This window comes from Bacteroidota bacterium (genome assembly GCA_016711505.1).
GTDB lineage: Bacteria > Bacteroidota > Bacteroidia > AKYH767-A > 2013-40CM-41-45 > JADKIH01.
In genome coordinates this window covers 1-20507 of the sequence record JADJSV010000007.1, presented here as the reverse complement: position 1 = coordinate 20507, position 20507 = coordinate 1, and the positions used below count along the sequence as shown (strand labels likewise).

Genomic DNA, 20507 nt, shown 5'->3' with positions numbered 1-20507 from the left:
TTTGAACAATCCCAAATACAATTTATGAAACCAACGATCGTCACTGCAGCATTACCTTATGCCAATGGTCCTGTCCACATCGGACATTTAGCCGGAGCTTATTTACCATCAGATATATACGTCCGCTTTTTAAGAATGATGAATGAAGATGTTGTTTACATCTGTGGCTCCGATGAACATGGAGTTCCAATCACTTTACGTGCAAGGAAAGAAGGCATAACTCCGCAGCAGGTGGTAGATAAATATCATTCTATAATTAAAAAAAGCTTTGCAGACATCGGCATCTCGTTCGATATCTATCACCGTACATCAGAAAAGATCCATTACGATACAGCTTCAGACTTCTTCAAAGTAATTTACGATAAAGGAATTTTTACTGAAGCAGAAAGTGAGCAGTATTACGATGAAGAAGCGCAGACATTTCTTGCTGACAGATACATTACAGGAACTTGCCCGAATTGTGGCAATACAAATGCCTATGGAGATCAGTGTGAAAAATGCGGCAAGAGTTTAACGCCGGAAGATCTGATCAATCCGCATTCGCAGCTAAGTGGTAAGCCACCGATAAAAAGAAAAACGAAGCACTGGTATTTACCGCTAGATAAGATCCAGGAAGAATGGCTCGACAAATGGATCCGTTCGCATGAAGGTGATTGGAAGAACAATGTCTTTGGACAATGTAAATCATGGTTAGACCAGGGATTACAGCCGCGAGCAGTAACACGTGATCTAGATTGGGGTGTTCCGGTTCCGCTCCCTGAAGCAAAAGGAAAAGTACTTTACGTTTGGTTTGACGCTCCTATTGGATACATCTCTGCAACGAAAGCACTTTTTGCAGAAAGAAAAGATCCGGATGGATGGAAGAAATACTGGCAAAGTGATAAATCTCGCTTGCTGCATTTCATTGGTAAAGACAATATCGTTTTCCATTGTATCATTTTTCCTGCAATGCTGAAGGCTCATGGTGATTTTATTTTGCCCGAAAATGTTCCATCGAATGAATTTCTGAATCTCGAAGGAGATAAAATTTCTACCTCAAGAAACTGGGCAGTTTGGCTTCATGAATACCTTGAAGAATTTCCAAACAAACAAGATGTATTGAGGTATGTTTTGTGTGCAACTGCTCCAGAAAACAAAGACAACGACTTTACATGGAAAGATTTTCAGGCGAGAAATAATAATGAACTGGTAGCCATACTTGGAAATTTTATCAATCGAACTCTTGTATTAACTCAGAAATATTATGAAGGAAAAGTTCCTGCAATGAATGAATTGAATGCAGAAGACAAACTTTGTATTGAAGCAATTAAAGCTATTCCTGCGAAAATAAAAGAGAACATTTTAGAATATCGTTTCCGCGATGCATTGTTTGAATTGATGAATCTGGCACGTACAGGAAATAAATATCTGGCAGACAATGAACCTTGGAAAATTCAGGCTACAGATCCGAAACGTGTAGAAACAGTATTAGCTGTTTCACTGGAAATTGCAGGTGCACTTGCAAATTGTATGCAGCCATTCATTCCATTTTCTTCGGAGAAACTTTTCAGAATGTTGAATCTTGAAAAAATGAAATGGGATGATTTTCATGGGAAGATGCTATTTAAAGCAGGACATCAATTAGGTGAAGCTTCATTGTTGTTTGAGAAAATTGAAGACGAAGCGATTGAATTTCAGATCAACAAACTTCAGGCAAGCAAAGTTGCAAATCAGGTTGCACCTGCTGCGATACCTGCAAAGGCTTCCACCTCTTTCGACGATTTTTCGAAAATGGATATTCGCATCGGAACTATTCTCACTGCTGAACGAGTACCAAAGACCGACAAATTACTAAAGCTTACGATCGATACCGGCATTGATCAGCGAACTGTTGTAAGTGGTATTGCCGCATATTACAAGCCGGAAGATATCATTGGACAGCAAGTAAGTATTCTTGTTAATCTTGAACCGAGAAAAATAAAAGGCATTGAATCACAGGGAATGATTCTTATGGCAGAAAATGCTAATGGAGAATTGGCTTTTGTTGCTCCCGTAAAAGGTATGGAAAATGGATCCGGAGTTAAGTAAAAAAAGAACTAGAAAATTCCTTTAATTTCTATTCTTATCTCTGCGAATTTATCTGCGAAAATCTACGGAGATTTTCAAGCATTATTTATTTCCCGCATTGATTCCGCATAGTAGCCGAAACCAGTAAGGCCTATAAGCCAGATAAGGCGCAGATCTTGCGAAGGCTATTCGAGATTCCAAGATAAAATGAACAATTATTTTGCATCAGCTTAATGCATTACGAAATCTGATTTCAACTTAACAATTTATACTATAAACAGATTTCATGAAGTCTCAAAATGGGTAGCCCCGATCTGCGGATTTATCTGCGAATTTATCTGCGGTAATCTGCGGGAGATTTTCAGCATTATTTATTTCTCACAGATCCAGCAAATAAGGTCTAAAATAAGCCCGCAGATAAGGCGCAGATCTCGTGAAGGCAATTGAAAATGCCAAGATAAAACGAACAATTATTTTTTATCAGTTTAATTCATCCTTTATCTTTCTTCCCATCATAAGTTCATAGCCAATCATTATCCAGATCAAAACTGCAGGCAATGCTTTCAATGAATACGGAATTACATAATTCAATCTGATCGGTTTTGGAAACAAGTCTGTTGGCGATAGTGATGTTAATATAAATGCCAGTATTATCAAACCAAGATTCCATATATTTTTGACGCCTGAAATATACCAGATCGCGCAAGGAACTATCGCAACAATATAGGATGGTGACTCTGCTTTGTGATTGAAAATTACGATCCATATCAACAGAGAACACAGATAAAGCAATCTGTAATCAAAATCTTTAAATCGTTGAATTTTTATGAGAGGAAGGAGGAAGAGAAATATTCCGCTTACCAATACAATCGTTTTCGAAGGTTCGACAGAAAACCAGGAACTGATGATGCCAAGAACAGAAATTCCATGCGACTGTGAGTGGTCGTCAGCCAGTAATATTCCCCAATTTTTATATTGGTTTATTAATGTTTGCAGATCGGTAAAGACCAATGGTATTGCGCCAAGTACCACAAACCAAAAGGCCGACCACAAAATGAATTTCAATTTTTTATCATAGAATAAAAACAAAACGCACGCCAGTATTCCCGTTAATTTAATGTAAAAACAGATCATGATAAGGAGAGTTGCCAATGGGAATTTCTCTTTCTCCATGCACACGAATGCCAAGAGTAGCAATCCGGCAATCATTGCATTGCTTTGTGAATTCTGCAGTGAGGTTAAAAGTTCTATAAATGAAAATGATAAAATGAAGAATTTACTTTTCGCAGTTAATCTTGGTAAATGTAATATCCCATAATATAATAGAATACAGTTTAACAGATCCCAGACAACAAGCCCTATCCAATCAGGTAGATAATAAAACGGCATCATTAAAGCTGCGAAAGTCGGACTATATTTATAGTAATCTCCATATTCATCATTATACTGGCCATATAAATTTACTCCATCTACGAGGTGTTTAAACGAAGTTTTAAAGATCACATAATTGTTATAGAACGTCTGCTTATGTCCCCAGAAAACCTTCTCTCCCAGAGAGAGCTTTTGAACACTATCGGCAATAGTTACTAATACAAATAACCACAACAGATACTTCAGAAGTTTAACATAATCGTATTTTTCAGAATTTGCTCCGGCGATAATCATTAAAGCGAAGAAAGGAAAACTTTTAGCGATATCCTACAAATAACGAATAGTGAATAACGAATAGCGAATAATGGCAATGAACAAAGTACTTTCCAGCTGGCAACTATGTATTTTCGTGCTACCTTGTAGTATAATAATCCATAATTTGAGTGGTAGTATTCTCAATTATAAATTAATAATATTGTAAAGTAAATATTGTAATGCAAATATCGTTAACCAATTAAACTACCACAATAATGAAAAGCTCCAAGTTTTATCTCCTTACTTTAATTGCGGTAATATTCCTTTCAATCAATTCTCAAGGACAGTCAACTTTAAAATTTACCTTTTATTTTGAGACAGCCCAAAGCAATCCTGAACTAAAAGAGCAGTCAAGATTTAAAAGTTTCTATAAATCGCTCGATAGCCTATCAATCGTTTCAATTAATATAAAATCATTTTGTGATGACAGAGGTTCATCAACTTACAACGAAATTCTTTCAAATGATCGCGCAGCAGCTGTTAAAAATTATTTATTAGCAACATCAATCGACTCAGCTTTAATTAAAAGTTCGATTGGTATGGGAGAGATCCCACTTGACTTTAATTCACTTGACCTTGCCAAACAAAGAAGAAATAACAGAAGAGCGGATTTAGAAATTTCAGTTACCTCCTTGGCAAAGGGCAAATCGAAATCTGCAACTACATCTGAGCCACAGGAAAATCTAGAGTACCCAAAACAAAAAAATCTGCTAACAGATAGTATAAGTGTTGGCGATAAAATAGTTTTAGAAAATATTCTTTTCGAAGGCGGGAAACGAAAATTATTACCGGTTTCATACAAAGCACTTGACCAGCTTGTATCAACTTTGAAAAGTAAAACTCAATATCACATTATGATCCTGGGACATGTTTGTTGCGCCAATCCCGGACAGGACGGAGTCGATAACGATACCGGTATTAGAAATCTATCTGTTGTCAGAGCACAAACAATTTATAATTACCTCGTAAAAAACGGAATCGACGAAAAGAGATTACAGTCCAAAGGAATGAAAGGTGACCTTCCTACCGGACTGGGCGACTATTATGACCGGCGGGTGGAAATTGAAATCACATCGATAAATGAAAAGTGAAGGTGAAAGGTGAAAGGTGAAAAGTGATCAAGTGTTCAAACTATACTATCAATAGTCATTTGAAATAAAAACCACTCTGTCCATTTTCACTTTTCACTTTTCACTTTTCACTTTTTTCATACGGTCGGATGATCAAGCGAATCGCCCTATCATACGAAAAGTAATTCCAGATCCAGTTAAATAATACAATGACCCGGTTTCTGAAACCTACCAGTAACATCAGATGAATGAACAGCCATGCAAGCCATGCAAAAAATCCTTTCATGTGAATGAATTTTATATCTGCAACAGCTCTGCTTCGTCCGATTGTTGCCATTGAACCTTTATCTACATAAACAAATTTCTCCCACTCTCCTTTTGGTTTTTGCGAATTCAAATTTTTCGCAAGATTTTTCGCCTGCTGAATTGCAACAGGTGCAACCATTGGATGAGCTCCGCTTTGCATTGAAGCTACATCACCAATGGCAAAAATATTTTCGTTTGAAACTAAATGATTCGTATCATCAACGATCAGTCTGTTACCTCTAGCTACAACAGTTGCATCAAAACCTTCCGGAAAATTTCCTTTCACGCCTGCTGTCCAGATGAGTGAACTGGTTTCAATTACTGTTCCATCTGCTAGAACTGCTTCATGTCCGTTAAAGGATTTCAATTGTTTTTTCATCAAAAGATTCACTCCCATTTCTTCAAGTTGTTTTTTTGCTTTTCTTTTAGCATAATCAGACATAGCATCAAGAACATTTTCTCCTGATTCCAATATTGAAATGTTCATCATCTTAATATCCAACTCAGGATAATCGCATGGCAAAACATGTCTTTTTAATTCTGCCAAAGCTCCGCTGATCTCCACACCGGTTGGTCCGCCACCAACAATCACAAAATTCATCATCCGCTTTTGCTCTTCTATTGAATTCACCAATAAAGCAGCTTCGAATTTTTGTAAAACAAATGAACGGATGTTCAAAGCATCAGTAACACTTTTTAGTGACAATGCATTTTTTTCTGTTTCAGTCATATTGAAAAAATTGGTTGTTGCGCCCGTTGCAAGCACCAGTTTATCGTATGGCAATTCTCCAATTGTAGTAATAACCTTAGAATTTGCTGCTTCAATTTTCTGAACTTCAGCCAGCCGGAAAAGAACTTTATTGTTTTTACTAAGGATCTTTCTCAAAGGATAAGCTACCGAATCCGGCTCCAATCCTCCCGTAGCAACCTGGTACAACAATGGCTGAAATGTGAAATAATTGTGCTTGTCGATGAGTAATACTTCATATTTCCTGGTATCCAGTCTACGTGCGATCTCTATTCCACCAAAACCGCCACCTAAAATTAATACCCGTTTTTTATCCCCGGATAATGCAAAAATGTCCATAAAATCGACTTTTAAATGAATTTTGACTCCTCAACTTGAGAAATTCCTCCGCAAAGGTCTGTCTTTTTACAATACAGGATTCACGTTTTATGATATAAAAGCAAAATCGGACCCATCATGTGAGCTGTACTAAATTATTCTCTCGTTTATGAGGTGGAAAGCAAGATTTTTTCTATATTTGCAACAGATTTAAGGAAAAGAAGAAGGGGACCACAGTCCCCTTTTTTATTGGTTATTAAATGGATATAAAAGAAGAAATAACGAAATTAGTTGAGGAAAAAATCGCAGGAAGCGATAATTTTCTGGTTGAAGTAAAAGTGACACCGGGGAAAGTACTGGTAACACTTGATCATCCGCAGGGAATAATGATTGAAGAATGTGTAAAAGTGAACCGTCACTTACAAGCTCACTTTGAAAATACACCGGTCTTTGAACATCGCGAACTGGAGGTCGGATCGCCTGGAATGGAAGAACCTCTTCTTGTTCTTAAACAATTTCACAAACGAATAGGACGCGAAGTAAGCGTTCTTACGTTCGACGGAGTGAAACATACCGGAACTTTGATGTCAGCAGACGAAAATGAATTGTCGTTGAACGAAGACATCGTGATCAAGACCGGCAATAAAAAAGAAAAACAAAAACAATTAAATAATATTCCTTTCAACAACATTAAAGAAACGAGAGTTATATTCTCATTCGACAAAATCATTTGAAACAAATGGCAAAGGTAGAAACTAAGAACGAGCACGCTGAACTGGTTGACGCATTCTCGGAATTTAAGGAACTAAAAAACATCGATCGTGCTAGCATGATGAGTATTTTGGAAGATGTATTTAAAAACATGCTTCGTAAAAAATACGGCACTGCTGACAATTTCGACATCGTCATCAATACTGAAAAAGGTGACCTTGAAGCTTTCCGCAATCGATTGATCGTGGAAGACGGACAAGTTGAAGATCCAAACACACAGGTGGAATATTCTGAAGCTGTGAAGATCGAACCGGATTTTGAAGTAGGTGAAGAAGTTTCCGAAAATGTAAAGTTTATGGATTTCGGACGTCGTGCTGTACTTGCTGCCCGTCAGAATCTGATGGCGCGTGTTCAGGAACTTGAGAAAGAAGGAATTTTTCGTAAGTATAAAGATCGTGTTGGCGAGATCATCACCGGCGAAGTATATCAGACATGGAAGAAAGAAACTCTTATTATGGATGATGACGGCAATGAATTGATCTTACCAAAAAGTTGAACAGATCCCTTCTGATTTCTTTAAGAAAGGTGATGCAGTTCGTGCAGTAGTTTTACGTGTTGAAATGACGAATGCTACTCCGAAAATTATTTTGTCACGTACATCTCCACTCTTCCTTGAAAAATTATTTGAACTGGAAGTTCCGGAAGTATTTGACGGTTTGATCACGATCAAAAAGATCGTTCGTGAACCGGGTGAGCGTGCAAAAGTTGCAGTTGAATCTTATGACGACAGAATTGATCCGGTTGGCGCTTGTGTTGGAATGAAAGGTTCACGTATTCACGGTATCGTTCGTGAATTACGTAATGAAAATATTGATGTAATTAATTTCACAAATAATATTCCTCTCTTCATTTCCCGGGCTTTAGCGCCTGCGAAGATCACATCGATTAAATTGGATGATGAGAAAAAGCGGGCTTCGGTCTTCTTAAAACCAGACCAGGTGTCTTTAGCAATTGGAAAAGGTGGAAATAATATAAAATTGGCTGGAAAACTATCAGGATACGAAATCGATGTTTATCGTGACAATGACGATGATCAGGAAGATGTGGATCTGGAAGAATTTGCAGATGAAATTGAACCATGGATCATCGACGAATTGAAGAACATTGGCTGTGATACAGCGAAAAGTGTTCTTGATCTGCCGGTTGAAGACCTTGTAAAACGTACCGATCTTGAAGAAGAGACGATTCGTGAGGTTGTCAGGATTCTACGTTCAGAATTTGAATAAAAATCCGGTGTAAACTTCGGTTTACCAAGTACAATAAATTATTACCTTGCACAAGTCCCATAGAAATGGGGCTTTGCAGGGCAAAAACAAAATATGGCAGAAGTAGAAAAGACGTTTAGATTAAGTAAGGCTATCAAAGAATTCAATCTTAGCTTGGACCACATTGTGGATTTTCTGACTAAGAAAGGTTTTAAGGTAGAAAGCAACCCAAATACCAAGTTGCCCGGGGATGCCTATGCCCTTTTGTTAAAGGAATTTCAAGGCGATAAGTCTGCGAAAGAAGAAGCACAACAACTTGCTCAGAATAAAATGAGAAAAGAAACTGTGATTCTTGACGCTCAGGAAAAACCTAAAGCAGCTTCGAAGAAAGATGATGACTCTTCTGAGATCCTCATCAAGAATGTTGGGGCAGCAAATGCCCAAAAAGAGGAAGCTCCAAAGGCAAAGAAGGAAGAGGCTCCTAAAGCGAAGAAAGAAGAAGTTCCCGCTTCAGTTATCAAAGCAAAAGCCGACAAGGTTGAAGGACCGAAGGTTGTTGGAATGATCGACATTGATGGTGATTCTAAGAAAAAGAAAACCGTTAAAGACGAAGTTCCTGCTGAAGATACTAAGGAAGAAAAAGCGAAGAAAACTGCAGCGAAGAAAAAGAAAGATGATGACGATGCTGCAGCGAAAGTTGTTGCTGATGCAGAAACTGCCGCAGTAGAAAAAGCTAAGAAAGCAACGAAAGAAGTTAAAGCAGTAACTCCAAAAACTGAAGAGCAGCCCCCTGCTCCTGTCATGGAGAAAGCTCCGGAACCTGTTGTAACGCCACCGGCGCCAGAGGTGAAAGAAGTAGTTGCAGAAAAAACTCCCGAAGCTCCGGCTCCGGCAAAAACGGATGAGCCTCCTGCTTCCGATCAGGTTGCAGGTGATGATATTCACAGGATCAAAAGAACAAAACTTTCCGGTCCAACGATCATGGGTAAAATTGAATTACCTGTTGATCCTCCAAAACGTAAACCGGTTGCTTCGTCGACAGGTTCAGTTGGTGACAAGGACAAGAAAAAAAGAAAACGTACTGACCGAAAAGGAACTCCTGTTCCTCAGGACAAAAGTACTCGTCCTCCGGGCGCACCGGGCTCACAAGCTCCGGGTTCACGTCCTCCGTTCAAACCGGGTGGAAGAAATCCAAATTACAAAGGAAACAATCCGAATAATCGTCCACCGGGAACACCTGGAGAGAATAAAACTGAATTGACTGAAAAGCAAATTCAGGATCAGATCAAAGCAACGCTTGCTCGTTTGAGTGGTGGTGGTAAATCGAGATCTTCGAAAATGCGTAAAGCACGTCGTGACGAAAGAAATACAGAGAAAGAAGCACAAGCACAAGATGCAGCAGAAAACAGAGTGATTCAGGTAACTGAATTCGTAACTGCAAATGATCTTGCACGCTTGATGGATAAATCAGTTACTGAAATTATCTCTGCTTGTATGTCTCTGGGTATGTTCGTTTCGATCAACCAGCGTCTGGATGCAGAAACATTAACTGTCGTAGCTGAAGAATTCGGTTACACTGTTGAATTCGTTTCAGCAGATGTGCAGGAAACAATTGGTGTAGAAGAAGACAAGCCTGAAGATATTAAACCACGTTCACCGATCGTTACAGTAATGGGACACGTTGATCATGGAAAAACTTCATTGCTGGATTATATCCGTAAAGCAAATGTAATTGCAGGTGAAGCCGGTGGTATCACTCAGCACATTGGTGCATACGAAGTACAACTTGAAAACGGAAAGAAAATTACTTTCCTTGATACTCCCGGTCACGAAGCCTTCACTGCCATGCGTGCACGTGGTGCGAAAGTTACCGATGTTGCAATTATTGTGATAGCAGCAGACGACAGTGTGATGCCTCAAACTATTGAAGCGATCAATCACGCACAGGCTGCAGGTGTACCAATGGTATTTGCAATCAACAAAGTTGATAAGCCCGATTCAAACCCGGAGCGTATCCGCGAACAATTATCGAAAATGAATATCCTTGTCGAAGACTGGGGTGGAAAATATCAGTGTCAGGAGATCAGTGCGAAAAAAGGTCAGAACATTGAAGCGTTACTTGAAAAAGTATTGCTTGAAGCAGAGATGCTGGATCTGAAGGCAAATGCTAATCGCCGTGCAAATGGAACTGTGATCGAATCAATGCTTGACAAAGGCCGTGGTTATGTAATGACAGTTTTGGTACAAGGCGGAACACTGAAAGTTGGCGACATTCTTTTAGCAGGATGTTACAGTGGTCGTGTGAAAGCACTTTACAATGAAAGAGGATTCCGTATCAAGGAAGCCGGTCCATCAGCTCCTGCACAGGTGCTTGGTATGACAGGCGCTCCACAAGCCGGTGATCTTTTCAACGTAATGGAAGACGAACGCGAAGCACGTGACATTGCAAACAAACGTTTGCAGTTACAACGTGAGCAGGGAATCCGTACACACAAACACATCACACTTGATGAGATCGGTCGTCGTTTGGCGATTGGAAACTTCAAGGAGTTGAATGTAATTGTGAAAGGTGACGTGGATGGTTCAATTGAAGCTCTTGCAGATTCATTATTGAAACTTTCCAATCCGGAAATTCAAATTAACATTATTCATAAATCTGTCGGTGCCATTACTGAATCAGATGTATTGCTTGCATCAGCATCGAATGCCATCATCATCGGCTTCCAGGTTCGTCCGTCGGTGAATGCACGTAAGCTTGCTGAATCAGAAGAGATCGAGATCAGATTATATTCAATCATCTACACTGCGATCAACGAAATTAAACTTGCCATGGAAGGTATGTTAGCTCCGGAATTCCAGGAGAAGATCGTTGGTAACATTGAGATCCGTGAGACTTTCAAAATTCCGAAGATCGGAACGATTGCAGGTTGTATGGTACTCGATGGAAAGATCAGCAGAAATACGAAGATCAGAGTTGTTCGTGACGGTATCGTTGTTTACTCAGGTGAACTTGCATCGTTGAAACGTTTCAAAGATGATGTGAAAGAAGTTTCTGCAGGCTACGAATGCGGATTAAGTATCCATAATTTCAATGATATTCAGATCAATGATATTATTGAAGGATATGAGCAGGTAGCTGTTAAGCGGACGCTGGCTTAATCTTTCGTAACTCATACTTAGAAAATATAAAAGGGCTTCCGGAATGGAAGCCCTTTTTTTGTACTTAATAATTTATTAAAAAAAAAATTTTCATTCCTAATTAGCGAAATGTTCAGCAATTAATCCAACGCGAATTTGAATTTCTCCCAGTAAAATTCAACTACTGAAGTTAGTAAACTGCACGACGATAGGCGGAATGTTGAGCGGAAATTAACGATACATTTTCAGGCTAGTAACCGCTCGAGCGACATTCCTGCCGGGTATGAGGTACATTCTTTGTTGGAAGTATAAATATTACTGCTTATTTAAAACAAATTATCGCTCAATTTAATTTGAACTGCTTCAGCTTACTTAAAATTTAATCGAAACTCATAAAATGTTCAACTATAATTTGATTTACTCTTTACTAAAGTGTCTTCCTTATTCCCCGGCAGGAATGTCGCTTGAGCGGTTACAAATATGGAAGTGTGTCGCTAATTTCCGCTCAACATTCCGCCTATCATTGTACTATTTAATAATTTTAATTATTGAATTTCATGGCTGGCAAATTTTATTTGGGTCTAAAATTTAGCGGAATATTCCTATAAGCGGGTAAAAGTCGAAATGTAATTAAATATTTCTCTATTGGCATTCAAACATAAAAAGGGTCGACTCAGATTTTGCAATCTAAATAATTATTTAGCTCTCTTCTCAATCATCAACAACTGCGATGTTGAATCATGATTCGCAAAAGTAGAATTCTCCAGAGTCCCGGTACTATCAAAAGTATTAGCAGTTGCACTTTGTTCTGTAGTAGTGATTATCGTGATCACAAAAGAAAGTACTGCAATCGTAAGCGAGTATGCGATTACCCTGAATCTAAAAGTCCGGAAGATCCGTTGTCTTTGTTCTAATCTGATTTTCATAATGTGGAATGAATCTGATTACTTTGTGTGAAAGGAATCGGAATATGATTTTTATTCATCATTATACGAATCAATAGTAATTTGTATATATAAATTCGCAAATGCTATTACATATTTTGTGCCCTTATAAAGTTTACAGGAACATCAAGAAAAGCAAAACAAAGCGGAAATGAGTTCTGTAATTGGTAATTTCTCACGATTATCTTACATTTTCAATTTACCAATATTATTAATGTTGCCCTAATTTATACACAAAAAAAAGAGTCCCTCACAAGAGGAACTCCTATACATTTGAAATAAAGAATAACTTAGTTTTTAATAAACCTACCAGTTGCTATTCTATCAGACTGAAATGTTTTGATAGTATAAACACCATTTGCAAGATCAGAAACATCGAATGATACTTCATTAACAATTCCGGAAACTGATCGATTAAGAACGAGTTCACCTTTCATCGAATAAACAGATACTACAGAAGCCTGTCCGCCGGAATTTAATTTTACATTCAGTTTTGAATTCACCGGCGAAGGATAAACCATAAGTTGGTTGTTCTTTGACAACTGGGATACTCCCGTTCCAAGAAATTCAAATGCACCCATGTCAGGCGGTGAGTTTCTCAGTGCTCCAGTGATATCAGTCAAGACCGTTGGTATTACAACACCGGTATTATCGAGCAAACTATTTGTAGGAATCATAATAAACTGAGAAACAAATCCCGGATCAACATTCTGGCTATTCATATCCTGACCACTCGCAGTTTGCCAGTCAGTTAAAGTAGGATAAGGTATAGTAGCAATAGTTGCTTTCATTGCAACATTTCCACCGGGAACCCAAATGTCATTGTAATCACTATTCAAAGCAGTTGTCGGAGTTGAACTACCTCCTAATACAAGACCCGCCTTCACAGCTATTGTGGGTTGCGAAATACTGATAATATTATTCCTGATTATAGAATTCGTATTTGACAATTCCTCAGCAATTCCAACAAGTTCCCCTGATGAAGTATTCGGATTGTCAAGTGAGATGGTGTTGAAATAAATTTCCGGTGCTGTACCTGCTGTGCGAACTTCAATTGCAGTGAAATTCCCACTGGTCAGATTAACATCATGGATCACATTATTGAATACTCTATGTCCGGTGCCGTTAAATAAATATATTCCTCTGAAAGGCATAGAACCATTATCGACTTGAGATACTTTAATAAAATTTCCGAAGATCAATGAATTGATATTAGCTGCTTGCGCGATCTGGATGGCATTGACTGATGTAATATTTGAAGTACGTTTGTCAAAATAATTATCATTGATAATTGCGCCATCAGTTTCACGAAGATAAACGCCATTAGAATGAAAATCATAAAAAGTATTGTTAGAGATTACAATATTGGAAGCAAGATCACTAACCAATCCAAATACAGAAACACCATATCCACCACCTGTTGCAGTATCATTGAAAAAAGTGAGGTCATGAAAATCACCAGTGGTAAGAATACTTGTCTCAGAACCGGAAGCTACGTAAGCACCATACAAAGTACTTGTTGTCCCGGACATATCCACATGACAATTTGTGATTGAAATATTCCTTCCGGTATTAAAAATATGAATTCCATAAAAACCACCTGAAGATGTAGTATCTCTTACGACTCGCAAATTAGTGATGCCGAAATATTGTACATCGGTAAGGCGGATAACATATCTGTCCGTAGTTGTTGTAAAGGCAGTTATTGTTTCACCATTTCCATTAATTGTTACAGAAGCAGTATCAGCCGCTCCGGGCACAGTATTAAAAACAACTTGTTCATCATACGGCCCTGATCCCATCACAACATCAGCGACTACATTCCCTGAAATTCCATTTGTAGAAAGTGCAGTAGAAAATTCAAAGAAGGTCTGGAAATTTGTTCCGCCAGTCGCTTGATTGGAGTTGATTGTGTAGTTGCCAACCATGGGTTGAGCAAAAGTTGATGTTGCTGCTATCAGTAAAAAAATAGCGAGCGTAAAAATATTCTTGTATCTGTATTTCTTCATGGATGTTGGAGTTTAAAGTTTTTGTTAATTTTTCAATCACTATAAAAGTAGAGACAAAAATCAAATTCTCCTATCAAATTTTAAATTTAAGGATCATTTAACAAAAAAAAGGAGCCGTCTTTTCAGACAGCTCCTTCAATTTAATTATAAGAATCGTTAATATATTATTTCAATTTAAGATCCATATCTACTCTTCTGTTCTTCGCACGACCGGCAGATGTTTTATTCGTTGCAACCGGTTGTGATTCTCCGAAACCATCAGACGTCAGGCGATCTGTTGTAATGCCTTTGCTTATGAAATATTCACGAACCGAATTTGCACGGTCTCTTGAAAGTTTCATATTCGTACTATCCGTTCCGATATTATCTGTATGTCCGAAGATTGTCATGTTGTAATCGCTGTATTCATTCAGGATAGCAACAATCTCATCAAGTAATTTGAAAGAACCTTTCTTGATCGTAGCTTTTGCAAAATCAAATTGAATTGCAGTTGCAGCAAATGCCAGTCGTTTTTTAACTTCAACAGAAATTTCAGGACAACCATTATTTGATCTAGGACCTGCTTTTTCAGGACAACGATCCAGGTTATCTGCTATGCCATCATTATCTGTATCAGGACAACCTTCGTTTGCAACAGGACCTGCTTTATCCGGACACTTGTCTAAGTTATCTGAAAGTCCATCGCCATCTGTATCAGGACAACCATTGTAACGCGGCTCACCTTTGATGTTAGGACATGAATCATTCATATCAGGAACATCATCTCCATCGGTATCAGGACAACCATTGAATTTCAACATACCATATACATCCGGACAATTATCTGATGCATCAGCGATGCTATCAAGATCACGATCAGGACAACCTCTTGCGGATTTTAATCCGGCAAGATCAGGACAAAGATCATCAGGATCTAAAATTCCATCTCCGTCTTTATCAGGAATCGGACAACCTTTATAAGCCCACACACCTTTTTCGAAAATACATGAATCCAGTTTGTCAGAGACTTTATCGCCGTCGCTGTCTTTTGGTTTTTTGAAATTAATATTTGCTCTTATTCCGAAGTAAACATTAAACCCTTTAGAGTTAGAACCGAAATATCCAAGAAGGTCATCACTACCAATTGTAAAGAAAGCCACACGTGCTCCGAATCCGACTTTCACATCTTCACTCATCATATTATATGAAACAGGAACTCCGATATCATATCGTTTAGATTCGTACCGAGGAGTTAATGTAACCTGGTTGTAATAATAATTTCCAGGAACCTTCATGTCAGTAACTACACCTTGCATGTAAGTCAAATTACCATACACGTGATTTATAAATTTATAATCAATACCTGCAACAAGTGTAGTAGGTAATTTCACATCGACAGTTTGTCCTGTAACACTATCTACAGTCAAACCAAAAGAAGTAAAATTGTCATTCAGTTCAGAATAATTATTAAAATGCACTTCATTAACGTTGGTAATAGTACCGCTTCCTGTTACATGAATTGACTGAACATCTTTGTATCTCACTTTTCCGATATCAAGAACAGAGAGAGACGCTTTGAATTTATATTTATTGACTTCGCGGTCATAGATATGAGTTTCATTATCCATATCATAATAATAAGATTCGTGATCAGGGCGATATTCATAGATAACTCCGACATCTCCACCAAAGCCTGTTCCGGCTGATTTACCAAAGAATTGATCGAAGAAATTTGAGACTGTACCGAAATTCCGCAATTGATTTGCTTTTTCATCGGTCAGATTGCTCGACATAGTAAAATCAGCATCGTTGACTACCAAAGAATCTCCATCAGAATAATAAGTTCCATCAAGCGATGTTCCCGACATATTCAGAAAAGCATTTCCTCTGTAAAACTTCGCAGTGATACCCGCTTTAACAAAATCTTTTCCTTTGTCCATCAAAACGACTCCATAAGAAAGTCCGAGATCTGTTACCAGATGCGAGGTCCAGTAATAAGGGGTACTATTATTCACACTAAAGCTGTTCCCTGAATTAGTAAGTCCGTGAAGAACGGCATTAAATACATCACCGTTAAAGTCTTCAAACTGGTTGAGCAATCGCACCCGGGTATTAAGACCTATTGTATTTCTGCGATCGATAGAATAAAACAAAGAAGGGCCACGAACTTCAGCATAAGGGAGTATCATATTGAGATTAGTCCCACTTAATGATCTGAGATAATTACCTAACTTTAATGAATCGCTGCTTCTGGCATCTTTGAACAATCTGTTAAAATCAAATTTAGCCTGATTGTTATTTGCCAGGAAACTTACTGAATACAATTCAAAGGCCAGTCGATGTCTTGAGTCTGCAATTGCAGCAGGATTCAGGTACATTCCTTGAGTTCCGGAGAAATTGCTGTGCGCAACTCCAAAGTTCAACTGAGCTGATGAACGATAAAATCCGGTGAATAAGAGAAGACTTATAAGTAATAGTTTTTTCATTTATAATATGGTTTTTCATCTGTAGTGTAATTCATGTGCCAATTAACAGATTAAAAGAATAAAAAATCAAATTAATGACAAGAATCATCGTTTAGTTCGTAATTCAAACAAAATCCTTATTTTTCGGACATGAAACGATTGATCTTTCTGCTGTCTATTTTATTGAGCACTAATTTGTCATTTGCACAAAAAACTGTTACAACATACAACGATGACAGTACATTAATGATTACAAAAGATCCGCGTTATGATCAACTGGTTGCGAAACAAAAGCGTCAGAACCTGATGACACAAACAATGCCGGGTTACAGGATCCAGATCTATTTTGGTGGGGTTCGCCAGAAGGCTTCAGAAGTTAAATTAGATTTCAATTCCAAATATCCGGGAGTACCTGCATATCTCACTTACCAGCAACCGAATTTTAAAGTACGGGTTGGTGATTACAGAAGTCGTTTTGAAGCTCAGAAATTTTTAAAAGAAATCGACGGAATGTTCCCTTCAGGATTCATTGTACCTGAAGATGTGAAGTTGCCCCCAATCCATTAATCATTCTTCCAGGTAATCCAGTAATCCTTTTAATCCCGGTCACTTATCCCGGTAATCCAGTAATCCATTTTATCCCGGTCACTATATTAATCCACAATAAAACTCCCGGTACTTTTCAATCCGCTTTCACTTTTCACATTATAAAAATATTTCCCCGATTTCATTTTAGAAACATCAACAGTAAAATTTTTACTCTTTTCAGCAGGTGAATTTTCCAGGATCAATTGTCCCATTGAATTGAAGATCATGATTTCTTTAACATTTCCCTCCATCAGATTTATGGTAACACGATCTGTTGCAGGATTAGGAAATGCAGTTGAAACACCCGATGAAATTTCATTTACAGACACAGTATTAAAATCAAGAAATGTGACAGTATTGTTTCCTGAATTCGGAACGGCCAATACATCATTTGTTACATCGTAAAAAATATCCGCTGGACCACTCATTCCAGTTCCAACAATAGTTGGTGGTGCAACGAAATCACTGTCGTAACGAACTATAGTTTGATTACCCCAGTTAGAAACATAATATCTTCCTTGTCCATCGCGCGCAATACCATCGCAATTACTCAGTGTCGTTGAAATAATTGTTGAAATAGTATATGTAGAAAGATCAATAGCATTTATTGGTGCATTGCTTCCCCATGTCACGTAAACACAACGATTGTTAGCGGCATCATAAATAATTCCATTTGGAGTTTTTACAAGTCCACTTGCAATAATCGAATCTGTCATAGCTGAAATTGAAACCTTATGAATGGTCTTGGCTGAATAATCAGTTGCATATAAATTTCCGGAATTATCATGTGTTAAGCCATTCAGAAATGTAGCACCAAGATTCAAATTAAAAACTTGCTGACTGGTAGAAAGCAGATAACCTTTTATGCTACCACCTGAACAACAGAAAACAGTATCACCGACAATTTCAATTCCGTATGGTCCGTTACTGGTTCCGGGCACAAATATAGAAAGAGTTCCCGCACTATCGCGTGCAAGAATCCGGTGGCTCACTGTATTTGAGATCAGCCAGCGGTTATTTGCAACATCGAATTCGACACTTTCGGGGCCACTGTAAGTTTGAGCATTCGCAGAAATTGCAATAAACAATAGGGCGAGAATTGAAGTGAATTTCATTGTTGGATTAATGTTTTTTATGAAGTACAATGGTACGAAATAATAAATAAAATTCACTTAATGTTTTTTACTTGCTATAACTTTTGTTTACAAGATAAACTCCTGCAATAGTAAGCACAACTGCCGTCCACACAAGCATATTAAGTGGTTCATCCAGCCAAAGCCATCCTAAGAATACAGCGACTACTGTATTGATGTATGCATATGTGCTGATGATTGTGGCCGGCAGCAGTTTGAGCACATACATATAAGCACCATAAGCGATTATTGATCCGAATAAAATAAGATAAACTAATGCCCATACTGCTTCTGAAGAGGGATGTAAATTCGACCACTCCCCTCTTGCCGTCCCTACCAGATCCAAAATAATTCCACCACATACCATTTGTAATCCGGCTCCGAATAATGGACTAGTTTCCGACCGATGGTTTTTCGAATATACTGTGCCTACGGCCCAGGCAATGTTTGCAATTAAAATTGATATAATACCTATGGCATAATTGGGGTCGGCAAAATCTTTGATGTTATCCTTGAACAACAAGAACTGACCAAACAGACACAATAAAATTCCAAGACCAATTATATAATTTAATTTTTCCTTTTGTCCGCTTACACTGTTTACTGCAATGATCCAGATTGGCGTCAGAGAACAAATAAGCGCGGCCAATCCGCTGTTCACATATTGCTCTGCCCAGGTTACAAGACCATTTCCAAAGGCAAGCATAAGCAAACCATTTATTGCAAAAACCTTCAGATCTTTTTTCGGTGGAAGTTTATATCCTTTAAGATAAAAATACAGACAGATCAGAATACCACCAATACTATGTCTGAATCCTGCCATTAAAAAAGGCGGAAAAGTTTCTACTCCAACGCGGATGGCAAAAAAGTAGTCCCCCAGAAAATTGCTACTGCTGCATAAGCAAGCCATGCATTGAAATTGACAGATCTGTTCATATTTAAGTTCCTTCTCAAAGTGTGGAGAAGTACCGAAGTAATATAAAATTATTCCAATTGAATTCGATTTGTAAAGAACGTGGAAAATTATGTCATTTCAATTTTTTCTCTGAATAAATTCACTTCGCTTTTTTGACTTTTGATCCTGATAACTTTCGGGATTGCATTTTGACTTTATTTATTAATTCATACGAATCATCAATCCATTCCTTGATCAACTTATCCGAAACCGTTCCATCAACATAAACAGTATTCCAGTGAGTTTTATTCATATGGAAACCGGGTTTTACACATGGAAATTCAGAACGGAGCTCTATGGCTTTCTCCGGATCACACTTTACATTGAATTGTAATCCTTCTGTATCTAAAGGAAGCAATAAAAACATTTTTCCATTGACTTTAAATACTAAAACCGTTTCTCCAAAAGGAAATCCTTCCTCAACATCGGTTTTACCCATACAATACTGACGTAATTGTTCTATGTTCATGAGTGTACTTTGGAAAGATAAAACTAGTAAAAATTAATTGCGGATTTCGAATTGATGCTTTGATTATAGCTTGTCTGTTTACTTTAAACTTATTTCATCCACTATGAACTTCCATTGCAAATTTACATTGCATCTCCTACGAAGCATCAATCCGAAATCCGCATTCCGAAATCCGAAATTATTTAAAATTTCTTATAAGGTCCATCTTTAAAACCCTCTTTTTAGCCCAAAGCCCATCCAAAATAAACTTATTCAATACAGATAGTTAGTTTCTATTGCAGACAAGCCTAATCACGAACATTACTTTTGCGATATTTACCATTCAATTCAAATAAAATGAAAAAGATTCTAAATTACTTTTTACAAGGCTGCCTGTTTGTCGTGCCTATCGTTGTAACCTTATGGGTGTTATTAAAAACGATATTCTGGATCGATGGCTTGCTTCCTTTCCAAATACCAATAAAGGTTCCGGGCATTGAACAATTAGAAATACCGGGGTTGGGACTTCTGACAATTTTTGTTGGGGTTGCTGTAATCGGGTATATCGGTTCGCATTATATCCGAAATCCTTTTTTCTCCTATGCTGAAAAAGCAGCTAACCGGGCACCATTAGTTAAGCTTATTTATTCATCGGTAAAAGATCTTGTGGAAGCATTCGTTGGCGAGAAAAAAGATTT

At 37.9% G+C, this 20507-nt stretch carries 14 protein-coding genes and 1 pseudogene; 7 read left to right on the top strand and 8 right to left on the bottom strand.

The window, feature by feature from the left end; genetic code table 11:
• The first annotated feature begins 24 nt into the window (after positions 1 to 24).
• Positions 25 to 2067: a methionine--tRNA ligase gene (gene metG / locus IPL24_09495; GenBank protein ID MBK8363898.1), complete on the top strand. Its 2043-nt coding sequence runs from the start codon at positions 25 to 27 to the stop codon at positions 2065 to 2067.
• A gap of 459 nt (positions 2068 to 2526) precedes the next feature.
• On the opposite strand, the gene IPL24_09490 is transcribed toward metG, so the two are convergent.
• Complete coding sequence (locus IPL24_09490; protein ID MBK8363897.1) at positions 2527 to 3711, bottom strand: DUF2029 domain-containing protein; 1185 nt, start codon at positions 3709 to 3711, stop codon at positions 2527 to 2529.
• Between the two features lie 236 nt (positions 3712 to 3947).
• Between IPL24_09490 and IPL24_09485 the strand changes: the two genes are divergently transcribed.
• The gene (locus IPL24_09485; GenBank protein ID MBK8363896.1) at positions 3948 to 4823 is read left to right on the top strand and encodes an OmpA family protein; all 876 of its coding nucleotides are present in this window, start codon (positions 3948 to 3950) and stop codon (positions 4821 to 4823) included.
• Between the two features lie 100 nt (positions 4824 to 4923).
• Here the strand turns inward: IPL24_09485 and IPL24_09480 are convergent, their stop codons facing one another.
• The gene (locus tag IPL24_09480) at positions 4924 to 6195 is read right to left on the bottom strand and encodes an NAD(P)/FAD-dependent oxidoreductase (protein ID MBK8363895.1); all 1272 of its coding nucleotides are present in this window, start codon (positions 6193 to 6195) and stop codon (positions 4924 to 4926) included.
• 239 nt (positions 6196 to 6434) lie between these two features.
• Here IPL24_09480 and IPL24_09475 point away from each other — a divergent pair, with 239 nt between their 5' ends.
• From IPL24_09475 to infB, 3 genes and pseudogenes are all read left to right on the top strand, one after another.
• Positions 6435 to 6908, top strand: a complete 474-nt coding sequence (locus IPL24_09475; GenBank protein MBK8363894.1) for a ribosome assembly cofactor RimP — start codon at positions 6435 to 6437, stop codon at positions 6906 to 6908.
• Between the two features lie 5 nt (positions 6909 to 6913).
• Positions 6914 to 8171 (top strand): annotated as a pseudogene (gene nusA / locus IPL24_09470) (transcription termination/antitermination protein NusA).
• Positions 8172 to 8264: 93 nt separating this feature from the next.
• A complete protein-coding gene (gene infB / locus IPL24_09465; protein ID MBK8363893.1) occupies positions 8265 to 11309 on the top strand; it encodes a translation initiation factor IF-2 in 3045 nt (1014 codons plus the stop codon).
• A 674-nt stretch (positions 11310 to 11983) separates the two neighbouring features.
• Here the strand turns inward: infB and IPL24_09460 are convergent.
• The 3 genes from IPL24_09460 to IPL24_09450 form a co-directional block, all read right to left on the bottom strand.
• Positions 11984 to 12214, bottom strand: a complete 231-nt coding sequence (locus IPL24_09460; protein MBK8363892.1) for a hypothetical protein — start codon at positions 12212 to 12214, stop codon at positions 11984 to 11986.
• Between the two features lie 308 nt (positions 12215 to 12522).
• Entirely contained in the window at positions 12523 to 14241 is a 1719-nt protein-coding gene (locus tag IPL24_09455) for a T9SS type A sorting domain-containing protein (GenBank protein ID MBK8363891.1), read from the bottom strand.
• Positions 14242 to 14405: 164 nt separating this feature from the next.
• Entirely contained in the window at positions 14406 to 16706 is a 2301-nt protein-coding gene (locus tag IPL24_09450; GenBank protein ID MBK8363890.1) for an OmpA family protein, read from the bottom strand.
• A gap of 129 nt (positions 16707 to 16835) precedes the next feature.
• On the opposite strand from IPL24_09450, the gene IPL24_09445 reads away from it, so the two are divergent.
• A complete protein-coding gene (locus IPL24_09445; GenBank protein MBK8363889.1) occupies positions 16836 to 17252 on the top strand; it encodes an SPOR domain-containing protein in 417 nt (138 codons plus the stop codon).
• A gap of 86 nt (positions 17253 to 17338) precedes the next feature.
• Here the strand turns inward: IPL24_09445 and IPL24_09440 are convergent, their stop codons facing one another.
• From IPL24_09440 to IPL24_09430, 3 genes are all read right to left on the bottom strand, one after another.
• Complete coding sequence (locus IPL24_09440) at positions 17339 to 18388, bottom strand: T9SS type A sorting domain-containing protein (protein MBK8363888.1); 1050 nt, start codon at positions 18386 to 18388, stop codon at positions 17339 to 17341.
• A 67-nt stretch (positions 18389 to 18455) separates the two neighbouring features.
• Complete coding sequence (locus IPL24_09435; GenBank protein MBK8363887.1) at positions 18456 to 19316, bottom strand: EamA family transporter; 861 nt, start codon at positions 19314 to 19316, stop codon at positions 18456 to 18458.
• 145 nt (positions 19317 to 19461) lie between these two features.
• A complete protein-coding gene (locus tag IPL24_09430; protein ID MBK8363886.1) occupies positions 19462 to 19830 on the bottom strand; it encodes an MmcQ/YjbR family DNA-binding protein in 369 nt (122 codons plus the stop codon).
• Positions 19831 to 20166: 336 nt separating this feature from the next.
• Here IPL24_09430 and IPL24_09425 point away from each other — a divergent pair.
• Positions 20167 to 20507: DUF502 domain-containing protein (locus IPL24_09425; GenBank protein MBK8363885.1), on the top strand; the 341-nt coding region annotated here is incomplete at its 3' end.

Bases quoted from the DNA above. Each gene is read 5' to 3' on its own strand.
- metG (MBK8363898.1), top strand. From the start codon at position 25: ATGAAACCAACGATCGTCACTGCAGCATTACCTTATGCCAATGGTCCT.
- IPL24_09490 (MBK8363897.1), bottom strand. From the start codon at position 3,711: ATGATTATCGCCGGAGCAAATTCTGAAAAATACGATTATGTTAAACTT.
- IPL24_09485 (MBK8363896.1), top strand. From the start codon at position 3,948: ATGAAAAGCTCCAAGTTTTATCTCCTTACTTTAATTGCGGTAATATTC.
- IPL24_09480 (MBK8363895.1), bottom strand. From the start codon at position 6,195: ATGGACATTTTTGCATTATCCGGGGATAAAAAACGGGTATTAATTTTA.
- IPL24_09475 (MBK8363894.1), top strand. From the start codon at position 6,435: ATGGATATAAAAGAAGAAATAACGAAATTAGTTGAGGAAAAAATCGCA.
- infB (MBK8363893.1), top strand. From the start codon at position 8,265: ATGGCAGAAGTAGAAAAGACGTTTAGATTAAGTAAGGCTATCAAAGAA.
- IPL24_09460 (MBK8363892.1), bottom strand. From the start codon at position 12,214: ATGAAAATCAGATTAGAACAAAGACAACGGATCTTCCGGACTTTTAGA.
- IPL24_09455 (MBK8363891.1), bottom strand. From the start codon at position 14,241: ATGAAGAAATACAGATACAAGAATATTTTTACGCTCGCTATTTTTTTA.
- IPL24_09450 (MBK8363890.1), bottom strand. From the start codon at position 16,706: ATGAAAAAACTATTACTTATAAGTCTTCTCTTATTCACCGGATTTTAT.
- IPL24_09445 (MBK8363889.1), top strand. From the start codon at position 16,836: ATGAAACGATTGATCTTTCTGCTGTCTATTTTATTGAGCACTAATTTG.
- IPL24_09440 (MBK8363888.1), bottom strand. From the start codon at position 18,388: ATGAAATTCACTTCAATTCTCGCCCTATTGTTTATTGCAATTTCTGCG.
- IPL24_09435 (MBK8363887.1), bottom strand. From the start codon at position 19,316: ATGGCTTGCTTATGCAGCAGTAGCAATTTTCTGGGGGACTACTTTTTT.
- IPL24_09430 (MBK8363886.1), bottom strand. From the start codon at position 19,830: ATGAACATAGAACAATTACGTCAGTATTGTATGGGTAAAACCGATGTT.